Source organism: Bradyrhizobium sp. 44, assembly GCF_023073095.1.
Lineage (GTDB): Bacteria > Pseudomonadota > Alphaproteobacteria > Rhizobiales > Xanthobacteraceae > Bradyrhizobium.
Genome location: NZ_JADPIY010000009.1, coordinates 155,384 through 171,544, shown reverse-complemented (window position 1 = coordinate 171,544; position 16,161 = coordinate 155,384). Strand labels below are relative to the sequence as shown.

Here is a 16,161-nt window from a genome sequence, read left to right as displayed (position 1 = left end):
TGGGGACCAGATGCCGATCAACATCGAATATCGCGGGCCCGCCGACCTTCCGGAGATTCTTCCGGTGTTTCCGCTGCCGGGCGCGCTGCTGCTGCCGCGCGGGCAGATGCCGCTCAACATCTTCGAGCCGCGCTACCTCGCGATGATCGACGATGCCTTCCGCGACGGCCATCGCCTGATCGGCATGATCCAGCCCGACATCGCGCATTCGGCCAAGAACTCCGACAAGCCTTCGCTGTTCAGCGTCGGCTGTGTCGGCCGCATCACCCAACTCGCCGAATCCGGTGACGGCCGCTACATCCTCGAGCTCACGGGTGTCTCGCGCTTCAAGGTGCTCGAAGAGCTCGAAGTGCTCACCGCCTACCGGCAGTGCAAGGTGGATTTCTTTGCCTTCGTCGACGACTTCACGCCGCGCATGGGCGAGGACGAGGTCGATCGCGAGGCACTGCTGACGGTGCTGGCGGATTTTTTGAAGGCCAACAACCTCAAGGTCGACTGGGAGGGCGTCGAGACCGCCCCCAACGAAGCGCTCGTCAACGCGCTGGCGATGATGTCGCCCTATGGCGTGGCCGAGAAGCAAGCGATGCTGGAAGCGCCCGACCTGAAGACCCGCGCCGAAATTTTGATCGCGGTGACCGAGATGGACCTCGCGAAGAAGCGCACCAGCGGCGATCCGCCGCTGCAGTGACAGGTGCCTGCGCGCCTGCTCAGGAATGATGCCGGATGCGCTTGCGTCCGGTGATCATCGCGCTGATCAGGTTCTCCCGCTGAAGACGCCCCATCATCAGCACGCCCAAGACGTGCAGCACGACCAGGACGATAACCGCGTCGGATGAATAGTGGTGGGTGTCCTCGACCCACCAGACGCCGAAAAAGGTCACGGTCACCGACATCGCGCCTGATATCGTCGAGACCGCGAGCGAGACCAGCAGCGCCACCAGCATCAACGTGCCGGCGGGATTGAGCCCGATATAGCGGCCGGTGATGCCGCGGCGCAGATTCCAGAGATAATTCGGCGCGGCCCGAAGCCTGACGCCGACCATGCGGAAGCGCGAATAACGGCTTCCCCAAAGACCCCAGACCAGACGGAAGGCAACAAGCCCGAGCACCGTATAACCGATGATGCGGTGAAGTCCGTCATAGATGGTCGGCGTGAACCACGCCGCCAGAACGCAAGCCGCGAGCGCCCAGTGCCAGAGCCGCAGCGGCAGGTCCCAGACCGCGACTGTCGGCGAAGCGGTTCGATCCGCGGGGGTCCGGTTGGACTCCCCGCGTGCGTGCGGCACCGTTTCTTCGATCAAGCGAGGACCACCCTCAGGCATGACTTTGCGCAGACCATTTGCGCGCAGACCATCTGGCGCGGTCTACTTCGCAATCGTGTGCTTCAGGCTGAGATCTTCGGGGCTGTAGAACAGCTCGTAAAGCTTGCCTTCCTTGACGCCGTAGACCTCGTAGCACGAGCCTTCGATCTTGGAGCGCCGCACTTCGTAGCCGAGCGCCTTGGCCTTGGCTTCCGCTTCGCTCGCCGGCTTCCACGACGCCTTGTCGAGCTTGGTGCAGTCCTTGAAACCGTCGGCCGAGGCGGCCGATCCCATCCCAATCCCGATCGTCAATGCAACGGCAACAACACGAATAACCTTCACGAACGTCTCCTCTTCTGTCGTGGGCGCTACGCCCTGGGGCGAAGCGGGACCGAAGGAAGCAAAGCACATGATGAAGTCAATGCGGTTCGCGGCCGGCTCGCTTTAGAGTTATTCTAACGATCCGAAAAAGATCAGCGCTCTCCGTATGCAGCGCGCATTTGAGACGACACTGCGGCCTTACGTCTCACGGTTTGCGCGCAGCCAATCCGACCAAGAGAGACGTCCTCTCACGCCGCGGCTGACGACAAAACCCATGCCCCGCGCCTTCGCGTCCGAAAGGCCGATCGGCAGGATCCTTCGATGCAGTTTCCTCGCATCCTGATATTGGCGGGCGAAGGTAACGAGATCGAGCGCTTCGGGGCCGCCAATCTCCGTGCGCTCGCCGCGCAGCCCGTCGAACGCGCAAGTCACGACATGAGCGGCCACATCGGACGTGTCGACGGGATCGAACGTCGTGGTCGGCACCGGCCAGAGCGGAAGCCAGACGAGGCCCGAGAGGAACTTGTCGAGCAAATAGTAGAACGGCATTGCGCGAACCACGGACCATGACAGGGCCGACGCACGCACCAGCCGCTCGCCGGCCAGCTTGACCCGGGCGTAGGGCAACGTCGCCTCGTCGAGGCCGACGATCGAGACGTGAAGGAAGTGCTGCACCCCGGCCCGCCCGCAGAGCTGCAACAGCCGCTCGGTGCCCTCGACGTCCACGGCAGAGGGCGACCTGTAGAAGTCTATCGGGCGAACGCCGCCACGCCGCGCGATCGGCGAATAGGTCGCCGCATTGATGACCGTGTCGACCTCCCTCAACGCCTCTCGCAGTCCCGCGCCTGTCGCGAGGTCTCCGTTCGCCCATTCCACATCCGGCCGCGCGCCCGGCATTCGCGCAAAAACCCGGACGCGTCGCCTGTCCTGAACGAGACGATCGACGATATCGCGACCGAGATGACCCGTGCCTCCGGTGACCAGCGTGACCGGCATATGTCAGCCCCTGCCAATCTTGCGCGGCGGCTCGCCGGTCGGAATGAGGACGGTCTCGCCCGTTGCTACGAGCGACAGTTCGCCATGCTCATCTGCTGCGAACAGCTCGGCACGGGCGAACGCCTGCCTGCGCCCGGCACGAAGGGTCATTCCCTTGGCGATGAAAAGGCTACCGATGGCCGGTTTGAGGCAGTTCATGGAAAAATGAGACGCGGTGACCGAGCCCGCCAAGGTCGCGGCAGCAAAGCCGCAGGCGGTGTCGAGCAGAGCTGCAATCAGGCCGGCGTGCAGATGCCCGGAATATTGGCTGAAGTCGTCACGCCATGTCATGCGGATGGTCGCTTCGCCGTTGCCGGCCGCAACCACTTCAAAGCCAGCGAGGCGGTTGAACGCCGCGGATGCGTTCACAGCGCCGAGCGTTGGCAGATCAAATCCGAAGCTTTCGCTCACGTCATGCTCCATCGTGGAGTCCGGTTGTCGAGATTGCTCGCCACGGCCTCTAAATGGTTGGCAGATCCGAGCAGGGCTGCCTGCTCGGCGGTCTCCGCCGCAAGCCCCGTCGCCACGTCGGAGGCCGCAGAAAGATTGAGCAGCCGCTTGGCCGCGCGGATCGCAGCGGGGCTGCGGCCGGCAATTTCATGCGCCGTTGCCAGCGCGGCCCCGACAGGATCTTCAGCGAGCTGCGTCGCAAAGCCATACGCAAGCGCCTGTTCGGCCGAGAAGACGCGGCCCGTATAGGTCAGCTCGCGAACAACGTCGTCGCGCGCAAGGTGACGCATCAATTGCGTGCCGCACATATCGGGCACGAGGCCCCATTTCGTCTCGATGATTGCGAGTTTCGTTGCGGGTGCGAGATAGCGGAGGTCTGCACCGAGCGCGAGCTGGAAGCCGCCGCCGAAGGCGACGCCATGAACCGCTGCGATCACAGGCACCGGCAACTCACGCCAGAGCCAGACCAGGTGCTGGGCATAATTGGCGATGCCATGCGTTCGCCGCGTCAGGTCGATCGACGGAATCAGCGCTTCGCCGTTCGCGGTGGCGACGAGCCGATCGAGGTCGAGGCCCGCGCAGAATGCACGCCCTTCGCCGGACAGGACGACGGCGCGGATGTCGTCGCGCGCACCAAGCTGCGTACCGGTCTCGATGATCGCCGCGAACATCGCCGAGTCTAGCGCATTCATCTTGTCGGGGCGATTGAGCCGGACATGGGCGACGCCGTTATCGATGGTCAGCCGGACACGATTTTCCATGACACTGCTCCGGTGGGTCCGTGGCTTGTCGGCGCGTCGCTCAGTAGCCGGCGACCGCCATGACGACGACGGCGCTGAGCGCCATCCATCCAAAATGCCGGCCGCGGGTGGCCCATGCGTTGGCGAGAGCAGAGAAGCCGAACACACCGGCCATGGTGACGACGATCCAGTGGCGCGCCGACTCCGATTGCATCCAGGGCGCCGCGATCAGGAGCACACCGCCGCCAATCCAGGCGACGGTCGAGGCCTGCCAGACCAGGCGGATCAGGGTGCGGAGCCGTTCCGGCTCGATGCGAGCGCGGGCAAAGACCTTGGTCTCGCCGAGAATGCCATGAACGAGGGCCACGGCAATGGTCACGACCCCGGCGCACTGGAGCAAGAGATCACGCATCGTCAAAGCTCCCTGCAAATCTGGCCCATACAGCTCTGTATGGTGAGATAGGCGCTGGCCTGCCGGCTGTCAATACACTAGTGTATGGTTTGCATCCGGAACCCGACATGACCGAACAGCTGACCGCCGACGACTGGATCAAACAGGGCCTGAAGGCGCTCGCGCGAGACGGCTTCACCGCGCTGAAGGCCGATCCGCTGGCGAAAGCCATGGGGGTCTCGCGCGGCAGCTTCTATTGGCATTTCGCCGATCTCGGCGCGTTCCATGCTGCTCTCTTGAAGCGCTGGCGCCAGATCGCGGCCGAGCAGATCATCGCCGATATCGAGACGGACAGCGACGAGCCGCTGAAAGCGCTGCTGCGCAGGACCTTTGGCGCGCGGCTCGACCTCGAGCGCGCGGTGCGGAACTGGGCGGCCTTCGATGCAGCGGCACAATCGGCGGTGCGTGCCATCGACCGGCGCAGGCTCGACTATATCGAGGAGTTGCTGAGGAAGCGCGGGTTCGAGGCGGCGACGGCGCGAGCCCGCGCCCAAATCCTGTACTGGACGTTTCTCGGCTTCGCCCTGTCGGGCCCGGCATTGCCGGCCGCGCGGCTCGAGGGCCTGCTCGACGAGATCCTGCGGATGGTTTCCGCTTGAGGCGACGCGATGGGCTGCCACGATTTTTTATGCTAGAGGCAACCGACCGCCGGAGACCCCCATGAACGCGCCCACCGAACGCCCCGAAGCCAGCGTCGACCCCAAATTGCTGGAGATTCTGGTCTGCCCGCTGACCAAGGGTCCGCTGGAGTTCGATTCTGCAAAGCAGGAGCTGATCTCGCGCAGCGCCAGGCTCGCCTATCCGATCCGCGACGGCATCCCGATCATGCTGCCGGAAGAGGCCCGCAAGATCGATTGAGAGACTTGTGGCCCGTTGAGAGACTTGTAGCCCGGATGGAGCGCAGCGAAATCCGGGCTACCGACAATTCTACAACGCCTCGCCCTTCAACAACCGCGGTATCTCACCGGTCAGACCCGCGGCCTGGCGGATGAACAGGTTCTTCAGCGGCGGGGCGCGATCGACCAGGCCGAGGCCGATGTCACGCACAGTGCGCAGCAGCGTCGATTGGTTGGAGAACAGGAAGTTCAGCGAGTTGGTGGCAACGCCCATCGCCATGGTGTCGAAGCGGCGCCAGCGCTGGTAGCGCTCGAGCACGTCGGCGGCGCCGAGATCCATGCCGAGCCGCGCGGCATCCACGACGACCTCGGCCAGTGCGGCGACGTCCTTCAGCCCCATATTGAGACCCTGGCCCGCAATGGGATGGATGACGTGGGCGGAATCGCCGACCAGAGCGAGGCGCTGGGCAATGAAGGAGCGTGCGACGAAATAGGACAGCGGAAACGCGCGCGGCTTGTCGAGCGCCTTCACCTCGCCGAGATGCAGGCCGAAGCGCTGCTCGAGCTCGCCGTGAAATTCCTCGTCGCTCAACGCGACGATACGCGCGGCTTCGCTGCGGCGCTCGGTCCATACCAGCGAGGAGCGCTTGCCCGAAAGCGGCAGGATCGCGAACGGCCCCGCCGGCAGAAAATGCTCTTCGGCACGTCCCTCGTGATCGCGCTCATGCCCGACGGTGACGACGATGCCGGATTGATCGTATTCCCAGCCATGGGTGGCGATGCCGGCGCGCTCGCGCAGTTTCGACTTCGCACCGTCGGCCGCGACCAGGAGGCTCGCTGCAATCACGCTGCCGTCGCCGAGCGTCACGTCGATACCTTCGGCCCGCGCGTCGTAAGACGACACGGTGGTCGCGCGGAGATCGATGCCCTCGGCCTCGGCGCGCACCACCAGCGCATCGATCAGGCGCCGGTTCTCGACCATATGCGCGAAGGGCTCGCCCGGCGCGACATCGCCGGCAAAGTTGAGGAACGCCGGGCGGGTGGCGTCTTCCAGCTTGGAATCGGTGACGACCATGTCGAGGATCGGCTGCGCCTCGCCCCTGACGTCGTCCCAGGCGCCGATTGCCTCGAACAAGCGGCGGCAGGCCGCCACGATCGCGGTCGCGCGCGGGTCCCGGCTGGGACGTGTCCCGAGCGCCGGGTCGGCGACGATGACGGGGATCTCGGGGCCGAGCCCCTGGCGCAGCGCCAGGGCTAGCGCCAGGCCCGCAAACGCGCCGCCACCAATGACAATGCTACCCTGTACCGACATACCCAATTCCCGGCTAAGTCTTCGCGTTTTCTTGGTCTTGCTACCAGACTTGAGGTGGGCGAAACAGTGCGGTGAAACAAGGGCGGAACGCCCCCATTGTGTCATTCCGGAGCAGCGAAGCCGGGGCGGCAAGGCGAAAGCTGAATTCCATGTCCAAGAGCCTGATCGACCTCATCTCGATCCTCGACCTCGAACAGCTCGAGGTGAACCTGTTCCGTGGCAACAGTCCGAAGACCAGCTGGCAACGGGTATTCGGCGGCCAGGTGATCGGGCAGGCGATGGTTGCGGCGTGCCGCACCGTCGAGGGCCGGCTGCCGCATTCGCTGCATTGCTATTTCATCCTGCCGGGCGATCCGCAGATCCCGATCATCTACCAGGTCGAGCGCCTGCGCGACGGCAAGAGTTACTCGACGCGCCGCGTCACCGCGATCCAGCACGGCAACGCGATCTTCTCGATCATGGTGTCGTTCCATGCCGAGGAAGAGAGCGCGTTCGATCACCAGGACAAGATGCCCGACGTGCCGCGGCCGGAGAAGCTCACGGCCGAGGAGGTCGCGAAGCAGCCGATGTTCAAGGAGATGCCGGAGTTCATCCGCCGCTACTATGAATCCGACCGTCCGATCGAGCTGCGCCCGGTCGAGCTCGGCCGCTATTTCGGTGAGAGGATCGAGGACGGCCGCATCCATGTCTGGATCAAGACCGCGGCGACGCTGCCGGATGATCCGGCGCTGCACATGTGCGCGCTGGCCTACGCGTCCGACTTCTCGCTGCTCGATGCGATCATGGCGCGCTACGGCCGCACGCTGTTCGACAAGCGCATGATGCCGGCGAGCCTCGACCACGCGATGTGGTTTCACCGCCCGTTCCGCGCCGACGAATGGCTGCTCTACGCACAGGATTCGCCGAGCGCGCGAAGCGGCCGCGGCTTGACCCGCGGCTCGATCTTCAAGCCCGACGGCACGCTGGTGGCTTCCGTCGCGCAGGAAGGCTCCGTGCGCGAGCGGAGAGCCTAGGAGGCATAAGCACGATCGATCGCGCTTATGCCTCTCGCGGTCAGGCCCGGAGCGATCCCCGCGGAGCCAGGACGGTCTCCGACGCGAACCAGTTCATGATCCAGCGATACACCCACGGGATCGGGATGATGAAGCCGCACAGGAATGCGGCCACTATGCCGCGCCAGAGAATCCCGAGACCGCTGCCGTTGAAAACGATTTCGCGCCGCGTGCCTTCGATGCTGCGGCAGAACCAGCGCATCTGAGCCGCGGCGACCCAGGCCCAGCCGATGATGGTGATGATGGAGATCGCGAACAGCAGGCTCCAGCCGACATAGGCCCACACCGTGCCGGTGAAGCTCAGGCCGAGCGGCTGCCCGTTGGAGGCGAGGTTCGCGACCATCCATTTGATCAGGAGCCAGTAGAGAGCGATCTGCGCGATGAACAGCAAATTGCTCAGCAAGGGGACGCCGATCAACCCGATCACGATCGCCAGAACGATGAAGCCGAAATACCAGGGCACCAGCGCCATCGCATTCCCGGTGAAGCTGAGATTGGGCCGCCCGGGGACCTTCACGCAGGACACGATCCATTTCGTGTACCAGACGAACACCCACGGCACCGGGATGATGAAGCACATGCCGATCAGCATCACGATGCTGCGCCACGTGAACTCGAGGATGCCGAAATCGACCGCCAGCGATCCTCCGCCGCCACCGCCGCCGTAGCCTCCGGAGCCCATCAGCGGCGGGCCGCCAGCCGGCATCATCGGGGGCGCACCGCCGCCGCCGATCAGGCCGGGGATTTCGGCGGCCTTCTGCCAGCCGGCCATGCCTTCCGACCACACCAGCGTATCCGAACGCACGACACCCTGGGCAACGAGATCGCGGAATTGCCCTTCCGGATAGGGGCCCTGCTGCTTACCCTCGGATGCGTAGAACCAACTCGCCATGAAACGTCCCCCTCGAACATAGTTTTGTACCGGCCGCGACGCTTGGGTTCATCGCATCCATTCCAAAAACGCATTGTGGAGGATGAACGGCTGCCCTGTACAGAGGCGGTCGTTCACATCGCCCAACGATTTTCCGCTTCAATCTGCAAGTTTTTTATGCCATTTGCCCGGAAAGATGCCAGATTGACGCTGCGCCGGGGACATACGGCGCGGCGCATCCCGGGGAATAGGCCTGACCATGAAACTCGTCGTCGCGATCATCAAACCCTTCAAGCTCGATGAAGTCCGCCAGGCGCTGACGGCGATCGGCGTCCATGGCATGACAGTGACCGAAGTGAAGGGCTATGGCCGCCAGAAGGGCCACACCGAGATTTATCGCGGCGCCGAATATGTCGTGAATTTCCTGCCGAAGCTGCGGATCGAGATCGCGGTTGCCTCCGATATCGCCGAGAAGGCCGTCGCCGTCATCACCGCGACCGCGCGCACCGGCCAGATCGGCGACGGCAAGATCTTCGTCACGCCAATCGACCACGCGACCCGCATTCGCACCGGCGAGACCGACAGCGACGCGCTCTAGATTTTTGCTTTGACGCGTTTTCTTTTCGCGAACCGGTATCCGCTTCGCTCGAAAACGCTCTTCTTCGATCGCACCGGGCAACGGCGCCACAGCGTGCGACGCAATCAATAGCTGGGGGAAACGACATGGCGGGATTGTTGCGCCGCGCGGCTGCTATCGCCGCGCCGATCGGACTTGTGTCGATCATGGCTTCGCCGGCGCGTGCCGCGGGCTCCGAGATCAACACTGCCGACACCGCCTGGATGATCGTCGCCACCGCGCTGGTGCTGATGATGACGATCCCGGGGCTCGCGCTGTTCTATTCCGGCATGGTGCGCAAGAAGAACGTGCTCGCGACCATGGCGCAGAGCCTCGCCGCGGTGACGATCATCTCCATTCTCTGGGTCGCGTTCGGCTATTCGCTGTGCTTCGTCGGCGACGGCCCGTGGATCGGCACGCTCGACCGCTGGTTTCTCGCCGGCATGACCATGGACAGCGTCAACCCGGCCGCGAAGACGATCCCGGAAGCGCTGTTCATGCTGTACCAGATGACGTTTGCGATCATCACGGTGGCGCTGGTCGCGGGCGCGGTGGCCGACCGGATGCGGTTCTCCGCTTATCTGCTGTTCTCCGTGGCATGGTTCATCTTCGTCTACATTCCACTGGCGCATTGGGTCTGGGGCGGCGGCTTCCTCGCCAGCATGGGCGTGCTGGATTTCGCCGGCGGCCTCGTGGTGCATCTGTCGGCCGGCACCGCCGGCCTCGTCGCGGCGAAGGTGATGGGACGCCGTCATGGCTACGGCACCGAAAATCTCTCGCCGTTCGATCTGTCGCTTGCGGTGATGGGCACCGGCCTGTTGTGGGTCGGCTGGTTCGGCTTCAACGGCGGCTCGGCGGGCGCAGCCAATTCGCGCGCGGTGCTGGCGATCATCGCGACCCATCTCGCAGCCTGCTCCGGCGCGCTGACTTGGGGTGCGATCGAATGGTCGACGCGGCGCAAGCCATCCGTGCTCGGCATGATCTCCGGCGCGGTCGCCGGCCTCGGCACCATCACGCCGGCCTCGGGTTTCGTGGCGCCCTGGCACGGTATCGTCATCGGCGTGATCGCAGGCCTCGTCTGCTATTGGGCCTGCACCTGGCTGAAGCACCGGTTCGACTATGACGATTCGCTCGACGTGTTCGGCGTCCACGGCATCGGCGGGATGACTGGGACCCTGCTGGCCGGCGTGTTCGCAACCAGCGCGATCGGCGGCACCGCCGGCCTGCTCGAGGGCCATCCGCAGCAGCTTCTGATCCAGCTGTACGGGGTCGCCATCACCTTCGCCTGGTCGGCCGGCGTGAGCTTCGTCCTGCTCAAGCTGGTCGGCCTGTTCGTGCCATTGCGCGTCTCCCGCGAGCACGAGCTCGAAGGACTGGATATTTCGCAGCACGGCGAGGCGCTGCAGTAATTGGGCTTGCGCAACACATAAGCACATGCTTATGTGTTGCCATGATCGAAGCCGATATCTTCAAGGCGCTGGCCGACCCGACCCGCCGCAAGGTCTTTGAGAAGCTTGCCGGCGGAAGCCTCAACGCCAGCGCCTTGCGCGACGGATTGGAGATCAGCCAACCGGCGATGTCGCAGCATCTCGCCGTGCTGCGCGGGGCAGGCCTGGTGCGCGAACAGCGGCAGGGCCGCTTTGTGAATTACGAAGTCGATCCCGAAGGAATCGTTGCCATCGGGGCCTGGCTTGCGCGCTACCGCGCCTATTGGCCGAAACGCATGGATGCCCTCGCCGATCTCTTGAAGGAGATGGATCAATGAGTGACGCCGTGAAGCCTGATCCCTCCGACGCGGCGCTCGTGCTCGAATATCAATTCGATGCGCCGCCGGCCAAGGTCTGGCGCGCGGTGACCATTCCGGCTTTGCGCGAGCGCTGGCTGCCGGATTGCGATCTTGCGGGCGCCGAGCCGGAGACATCGATCCCGGGTCAAGAGGTGCGCTATCGGCTTCGCGATTCCGAACCGCCGTTTCGCGAAAGCCATGTCATCTTCCGGATCGAACCGAACGAGGACGGTGGCACCCGCTTCCGCATCATCCAGCAAGCCTGCGATATCGGCATGAAGCTGCCGCAGCCGGCCAACAGCAATGGCTGCCTGATGCGCGCGGCCGCCTAACACCGACACCACTTCATCACCCCGCAGAAACGGAGGTCGCCGATGCGCGACATGCTTCAGCTCGTCCCTATGGTCGTCGAACAATCCGCCCGCGGCGAACGATCCTTTGACATCTATTCGCGCCTGCTGCGCGAGCGCATCATCTTCCTCAACGGCGAGGTCAATGATGCGATGTCCGGACTGGTCTGCGCGCAGCTCTTGTTTCTGGAGGCGGAGAATCCGAACAAGCCGATCAATCTCTACATCAATTCCTATGGCGGCTTGGTCACCGCTGGCCTTGCGATGTACGACACCATGCAGTTCATCAAGGCGCCGGTGCATACGCTGTGCATGGGCACCGCGCGCTCGATGGGCTCGTTCCTGCTGATGGCGGGCGAGCCCGGTCACCGCGCCGCCCTGCCCAATGCGAGCCTTCACGTTCATCAGCCGCTCGGCGGCTTTCAGGGCCAGGCGTCCGACATCCTGATCCATGCCACCGAAATGCAGGAAACCAAGCGGCGCATCATCCGGCTCTATGCCCAGCATTGCGGGCGCTCCGAGCCGGACGTGGAACGGACCCTGGACCGCGACCACTTCATGACCGCGCAGCAGGCGGTCGACTGGGGGTTGATCGACCGGGTGTTCGCGGAACGCAGCGCCGCCTGACGGTCTCTGCCGGCGACCGTCCGGCAAGCCTCGCCTCGCCCAAGCTGGTTGGCCGGTTGCGCGTATTCCGTGAGCACAAGTGCGAAGGGGCCGATATTTCGCAGCACGACAAGCCCTCCAATAGGCGCCCGCCTTACGGGAATACCTTTCTGCTGCCCGACGCATGAGCACCAATGTGTCGGCAGCTTGACGTGCCTTTATTTTAATCAGCCATGGTCAGGTATTGAGCGCGGCGTAATAGCGCACTGCACCGCAATACGCGTCGAACGCGAAAACACCCGTTTTCATAGTCCGTTAGGCAACACGCCCGATCTGGCACGGCATTTGATTCTATGGGTCCTGGCTGTGCCCGCGTAGTGAACTTTCTCCCTCGTGGCGAACCAGTCGAGAAACGCCCGGCCACGTCCGGACCGGGCCCAAGCGGGGATAGGACCCATGAAAATTGTTATGGCGATTATTAAGCCATTCAAGCTGGAAGAAGTCCGTGACGCCCTGACCGCCATCGGCGTTCACGGTCTCACGGTGACGGAAGTCAAGGGATATGGCCGCCAGAAGGGCCATACGGAAATCTATCGCGGCGCCGAATATGCCGTGAGCTTCCTGCCCAAGATCAAGATCGAGGTCGCTGTCGCCTCCGACCAGGTCGACAAGACCATCGACGCCATCACGACCGCCGCGAAAACCGGACAGATCGGCGACGGCAAGATCTTCGTCATCAATCTCGACCATGCGGTTCGTATCCGCACCGGCGAGGCCGATGCTGCGGCCCTTTGATTTCGCGCTCAATCAAAATTCAATCAGGAGTAAATGAAATGACGTTTAAGCGTCCCTATGGCGCGGGATTGGCGGCTCTCGCAGTCGGCCTGTTCGCTGCGACCGCAGCCTACGCCGAGCCAACGGTCAACAAGGGAGACAACGCCTGGATGCTGACATCGACAGTGCTCGTGCTGTTGATGACGATCCCCGGCCTCGCGCTGTTCTACGGCGGCCTCGTCCGCTCCAAGAACATGCTCTCGGTCCTGATGCAGGTGTTCTACACCGTCTGCGTCGTCACCGTGATCTGGGCCGTGTACGGCTACAGCCTCACCTTCACCGGCGGTTCCGACTTCATCGGCGGCTTCTCCAAGGCCTTCATGATGGGCGTCACCACCGACTCGAAGGCCGCGACCTTCTCGGTCGACGCCAATATCTCGGAGCTCATCTATATGTGCTTCCAGATGACCTTCGCGGCGATCACGCCCGCCCTCATCGTCGGCGCCTTCGCCGAGCGCATGAAATTCGCGGCGCTCGCGCTGTTCGTCCCGCTCTGGGTCACCCTGATCTACTTCCCGATCGCGCACATGGTCTGGTACTGGCCCGGCCCGGACATGATCCAGGACGCTGCCAAGGCTCTGGCTGCTGCGGCTGATGGCGCGGCGAAGACCGCGGCGCAGGCCAAGCTCGACGAGATCAACGCCGACGCAGGCTGGATCTTCAAGAAGGGCGCGATCGACTTCGCGGGCGGCACCGTGGTGCACATCAACGCCGGCATCGCAGGCCTCGTCGGCGCCCTGCTGATCGGCAAGCGCGTCGGCTACGGCAAGGAGCTGATGGCTCCGCACTCGCTGACGATGTCGATGATCGGCGCCTCGCTGCTCTGGGTCGGCTGGTTCGGCTTCAACGCCGGCTCCAACCTCGAAGCCAACGGCGGCGCGGCGCTTGCCATGACCAACTCCTTCGTCGCCACCGCAGCCGCAGCGCTGTCGTGGATGTTCGCGGAGTGGATCATCAAGGGTCACCCGTCGGTGCTCGGCGTCATCTCCGGCGCTGTCGCGGGCCTCGTGGCCGTCACGCCTGCCGCCGGCTTCTCCGGCGTGATGGGTGCGATCGTCCTCGGCCTCGTGGTCGGCGTGGTCTGCCTGTTCTTCTGCACCGTCGTGAAGAACGCGCTCGGCTACGACGACTCCCTCGATGTGTTCGGCGTGCACTGCGTCGGCGGCATTGTCGGCGCCCTCGGCACCGGCATCCTCGTCAACCCGGCGCTCGGTGGTGCTGGCATCATCGACTACACCGCGATCCCGCCGAAGGTTGCCGATTACGACTTCGCGGCGCAGATGGTCTCCCAGATCTGGGGCGTCGGCACCACGCTGGTGTGGTCGGGTATCGGTTCGGCGATCCTCTACAAGGTCGTCGATGTGATCGTTGGCCTCCGCGCCAATGTCGAGAGCGAGCGTGAAGGCCTCGACATCACCGAGCACACCGAGCGCGCCTACAACATGTAACTCTCCTCCCGGGCGCGGCCTCTTCGGGGGCCGCGCCACAACTACGGTTTGGGGCACATACCCGGCAATGTCCCGACCGTTGAGGGGCTCCAGCGCAAGTTGGAGCCCCTTTCTTTTTGATTGGCGGAGCCGAAGAAAAAGATTGCCATTCCGCAGCGCCGGCGCAGAAATATCGACCACAAGAAACAACAACCGGGAGGTCGTCATGCGTTTGGAAGGCGGATGCTATTGCGGCGAAGTGCGCTATGTCGCCGAGGGCGACCCGATGATGCAGGCGCAGTGCCATTGCCGCGAGTGCCAGTACATCTCGGGCGGCGCGCCCAACACCTTCATCGCAATGCCGGCGGCCGGCTTCAGCTACATCACCGGGCAGCCCAAGCAATTCGCGCGCAAGGACCTTGAACGCGCCGTCACGCGCGAATTCTGCGCCGAATGCGGCACCCATCTGGTGACCAAGGTTCCCGGATTGCCGGCCGCGATCCTGAAGGTCGGCACGCTGGACGATCCCAAACAGTTCCATCCGCAGATGGCGATCTACACCTGCGACAAGCAGGACTTCCACGCGATCCCCGCGGGCATGGCGACATTCGAGAAGCTGCCGGCGCACTAGGTCTCGATGATGGCGCGCTCCCTCCCCCCAGTGCGGGGGAAGGGTGGGGGAGAGGGTGTCTCAACATCGGGACAGTTCCTGGATGGAGAGAACCCTCACCCGGCGCTGCGCGCCGACCTCTCCAGCAAGCGGGAGAGGTGCAAGAACCAGCCCCGCCCCGTGGCCATGCATCCCGTTGTTATCCGGCCTCATTATTCCTGCTCTGGACGGAGCCGGCGAACCGATGGTTAATCGCGTCTTAACCTCGCCCTATCTATGGTGAACTGAACCGCTTCCCGCCGGCGCCTTGGTCGCGACCGGCTGTTCCAAGAGTGCTGGCGTCCAGAATGGCTATGACCGCTTCATCCCGTACGCCGCAGGACAGCGGAAGCTCCGATAGCGAACGCTCTCCCTTCGTCCGGCTGAACGAACTGCTGGCGCCGCATCAGCCCGGCAAGCCTTTGATTTCGCTTGCCGTCGGCGAGCCCCAGCATCCCGTGCCCGATTTCGTCGGCCCGGTGCTGGCCAAGCACATCGCCGATTTCGGCCGTTACCCCGCGAACAAGGGCACCGACCCGTTCCGCAAGGCCGCAGGCGCCTGGCTGTCGTCGCGCTTCGAGCTGCCACGCATCCTCGATCCCGAAAGCGAGATTCTCGTCCTCAATGGCAGCCGCGAAGGCCTGTTCCTCGCCGCGATCGCGGCCGCGCGCTATGTCGGCCCGCGTCCCGGTAAGCCCGCGATCCTGATGCCGAACCCGTTCTATCCGGTCTATGGCGCCGGCGCCCGCGCCGCCGCTTGCGAGCCGGTCTACCTGCCGACCACGGCCGAGAACGGCTTCCTGCCCGATCTCGACGCCATCGACGAGGCGACGCTCGCGCGCACGGTGGCGTTCTATCTGGCTTCGCCCGCCAACCCGCAGGGCTCGGTCGCCTCGCGCGATTATTTCACGCGCCTGAAGCAGCTCGCCGACCGCTACGGCTTCGTGATCCTCAGCGACGAGTGCTATTCGGAGATCTACACCCGCGAAGCTCCCGGCAGCGCGCTTGAATGCGCCGGCCCTGATTTCACCCGCGTGGTTGCGTTCCAGTCGCTGTCGAAGCGCTCCAACCTGCCGGGCTTGCGTGTCGGCTTCGCCGCCGGCGACAAAAAACTCATCGGCATGTTCCTCGAGCTGCGCAACATCGCGGCGCCGCAGGTGCCGGTGCCGCTCCAGCATGTCGCGACCGTCGCTTACGGCGACGAGGCGCATGTCGAGGAGAACCGCAGGCTCTACCGGATCAAGTTCGATCTCGCCGACCAGATCATCGGCGGTCGTTACGGCTATCGCCGGCCCGACGCCGGCTTCTGCGTCTGGCTCAACACGTCCGAAATCGGCGACGATGTGTCCGTGTGCCTGAAACTCTACAAGGAAGCAGGCGTGCGCGTGGTGCCCGGCAGCTATCTGGCGCGGCTCCAGCCCGACGGCTTCAATCCCGGCGCAGGCTACATTCGCCTTGCGCTGGTGCAGGATGGCGAGACCACGGCGCAGGCGCTGCACCGCCTGGTCGAGACTCTGGGTTAGG

General features: G+C 64.2%; 21 protein-coding genes. 13 read left to right on the top strand and 8 right to left on the bottom strand.

What is annotated here, in order from left to right; all coding sequences use genetic code 11:
- Window positions 1-10 precede the first annotated feature (10 nt).
- Entirely contained in the window at window positions 11-688 is a 678-nt protein-coding gene (locus tag IVB41_RS08920) for an LON peptidase substrate-binding domain-containing protein (RefSeq protein WP_027514858.1), read from the top strand.
- A 19-nt stretch (window positions 689-707) separates the two neighbouring features.
- Here the strand turns inward: IVB41_RS08920 and IVB41_RS08915 are convergent, their stop codons facing one another.
- The 6 genes from IVB41_RS08915 to IVB41_RS08890 form a co-directional block, all read right to left on the bottom strand.
- A complete protein-coding gene (locus IVB41_RS08915; RefSeq protein ID WP_247429779.1) occupies window positions 708-1,301 on the bottom strand; it encodes a cytochrome b/b6 domain-containing protein in 594 nt (197 codons plus the stop codon).
- Window positions 1,302-1,364: 63 nt separating this feature from the next.
- The gene (locus IVB41_RS08910; protein WP_027566280.1) at window positions 1,365-1,643 is read right to left on the bottom strand and encodes a PepSY domain-containing protein; all 279 of its coding nucleotides are present in this window, start codon (window positions 1,641-1,643) and stop codon (window positions 1,365-1,367) included.
- Between the two features lie 177 nt (window positions 1,644-1,820).
- Window positions 1,821-2,618, bottom strand: coding sequence for an SDR family oxidoreductase (locus tag IVB41_RS08905; RefSeq protein ID WP_247429741.1), 798 nt, complete (start codon window positions 2,616-2,618; stop codon window positions 1,821-1,823).
- 3 nt (window positions 2,619-2,621) lie between these two features.
- Window positions 2,622-3,068: a PaaI family thioesterase gene (locus IVB41_RS08900; protein WP_247429738.1), complete on the bottom strand. Its 447-nt coding sequence runs from the start codon at window positions 3,066-3,068 to the stop codon at window positions 2,622-2,624.
- Window positions 3,065-3,868, bottom strand: a complete 804-nt coding sequence (locus IVB41_RS08895; protein WP_247429703.1) for a crotonase/enoyl-CoA hydratase family protein — start codon at window positions 3,866-3,868, stop codon at window positions 3,065-3,067. The genes IVB41_RS08900 and IVB41_RS08895 overlap by 4 nt, the downstream gene beginning before the upstream one ends.
- Window positions 3,869-3,908: 40 nt before the next feature.
- A complete protein-coding gene (locus IVB41_RS08890) occupies window positions 3,909-4,259 on the bottom strand; it encodes a hypothetical protein (protein ID WP_027566276.1) in 351 nt (116 codons plus the stop codon).
- Between the two features lie 107 nt (window positions 4,260-4,366).
- Between IVB41_RS08890 and IVB41_RS08885 the strand changes: the two genes are divergently transcribed.
- Complete coding sequence (locus IVB41_RS08885; protein ID WP_247429700.1) at window positions 4,367-4,897, top strand: TetR/AcrR family transcriptional regulator; 531 nt, start codon at window positions 4,367-4,369, stop codon at window positions 4,895-4,897.
- A gap of 61 nt (window positions 4,898-4,958) precedes the next feature.
- A complete protein-coding gene (locus tag IVB41_RS08880) occupies window positions 4,959-5,156 on the top strand; it encodes a Trm112 family protein (RefSeq protein ID WP_027514851.1) in 198 nt (65 codons plus the stop codon).
- Between the two features lie 69 nt (window positions 5,157-5,225).
- Here the strand turns inward: IVB41_RS08880 and IVB41_RS08875 are convergent, their stop codons facing one another.
- The gene (locus tag IVB41_RS08875) at window positions 5,226-6,446 is read right to left on the bottom strand and encodes a ubiquinone biosynthesis hydroxylase (protein WP_027566274.1); all 1,221 of its coding nucleotides are present in this window, start codon (window positions 6,444-6,446) and stop codon (window positions 5,226-5,228) included.
- A 149-nt stretch (window positions 6,447-6,595) separates the two neighbouring features.
- Between IVB41_RS08875 and tesB the strand changes: the two genes are divergently transcribed.
- Entirely contained in the window at window positions 6,596-7,459 is an 864-nt protein-coding gene (gene tesB, locus IVB41_RS08870) for an acyl-CoA thioesterase II (protein WP_247429697.1), read from the top strand.
- A gap of 40 nt (window positions 7,460-7,499) precedes the next feature.
- Here the strand turns inward: tesB and IVB41_RS08865 are convergent, their stop codons facing one another.
- Window positions 7,500-8,390, bottom strand: a complete 891-nt coding sequence (locus IVB41_RS08865) for a DUF4339 domain-containing protein (protein WP_247429694.1) — start codon at window positions 8,388-8,390, stop codon at window positions 7,500-7,502.
- A 238-nt stretch (window positions 8,391-8,628) separates the two neighbouring features.
- On the opposite strand from IVB41_RS08865, the gene IVB41_RS08860 reads away from it, so the two are divergent.
- The 9 genes from IVB41_RS08860 to IVB41_RS08820 all read left to right on the top strand — a co-directional run bounded on the left by IVB41_RS08860 (window position 8,629) and on the right by IVB41_RS08820 (window position 16,160).
- Complete coding sequence (locus IVB41_RS08860) at window positions 8,629-8,967, top strand: P-II family nitrogen regulator (protein WP_007598647.1); 339 nt, start codon at window positions 8,629-8,631, stop codon at window positions 8,965-8,967.
- Between the two features lie 125 nt (window positions 8,968-9,092).
- Entirely contained in the window at window positions 9,093-10,394 is a 1,302-nt protein-coding gene (locus IVB41_RS08855) for an ammonium transporter (protein WP_247429690.1), read from the top strand.
- A gap of 41 nt (window positions 10,395-10,435) precedes the next feature.
- Window positions 10,436-10,750 (top strand): helix-turn-helix transcriptional regulator, encoded by a 315-nt coding sequence (locus IVB41_RS08850; protein WP_027566270.1) that lies wholly within the window; start codon window positions 10,436-10,438, stop codon window positions 10,748-10,750.
- Window positions 10,747-11,103: an SRPBCC domain-containing protein gene (locus IVB41_RS08845; protein WP_247357345.1), complete on the top strand. Its 357-nt coding sequence runs from the start codon at window positions 10,747-10,749 to the stop codon at window positions 11,101-11,103. Before IVB41_RS08850 ends, IVB41_RS08845 begins: the two co-directional genes overlap by 4 nt.
- Before the next feature lie 42 nt (window positions 11,104-11,145).
- Complete coding sequence (locus IVB41_RS08840) at window positions 11,146-11,748, top strand: ATP-dependent Clp protease proteolytic subunit (protein ID WP_247429670.1); 603 nt, start codon at window positions 11,146-11,148, stop codon at window positions 11,746-11,748.
- Between the two features lie 435 nt (window positions 11,749-12,183).
- Window positions 12,184-12,522, top strand: a complete 339-nt coding sequence (locus tag IVB41_RS08835; RefSeq protein WP_007598642.1) for a P-II family nitrogen regulator — start codon at window positions 12,184-12,186, stop codon at window positions 12,520-12,522.
- Window positions 12,523-12,560: 38 nt separating this feature from the next.
- Window positions 12,561-14,009, top strand: coding sequence for an ammonium transporter (locus IVB41_RS08830; RefSeq protein ID WP_247357347.1), 1,449 nt, complete (start codon window positions 12,561-12,563; stop codon window positions 14,007-14,009).
- 205 nt (window positions 14,010-14,214) lie between these two features.
- Window positions 14,215-14,619: a GFA family protein gene (locus tag IVB41_RS08825; protein ID WP_247429650.1), complete on the top strand. Its 405-nt coding sequence runs from the start codon at window positions 14,215-14,217 to the stop codon at window positions 14,617-14,619.
- 326 nt (window positions 14,620-14,945) lie between these two features.
- Window positions 14,946-16,160, top strand: a complete 1,215-nt coding sequence (locus IVB41_RS08820) for an aminotransferase class I/II-fold pyridoxal phosphate-dependent enzyme (protein ID WP_247429647.1) — start codon at window positions 14,946-14,948, stop codon at window positions 16,158-16,160.
- The last annotated feature ends 1 nt before the right edge of the window (window position 16,161 follow it).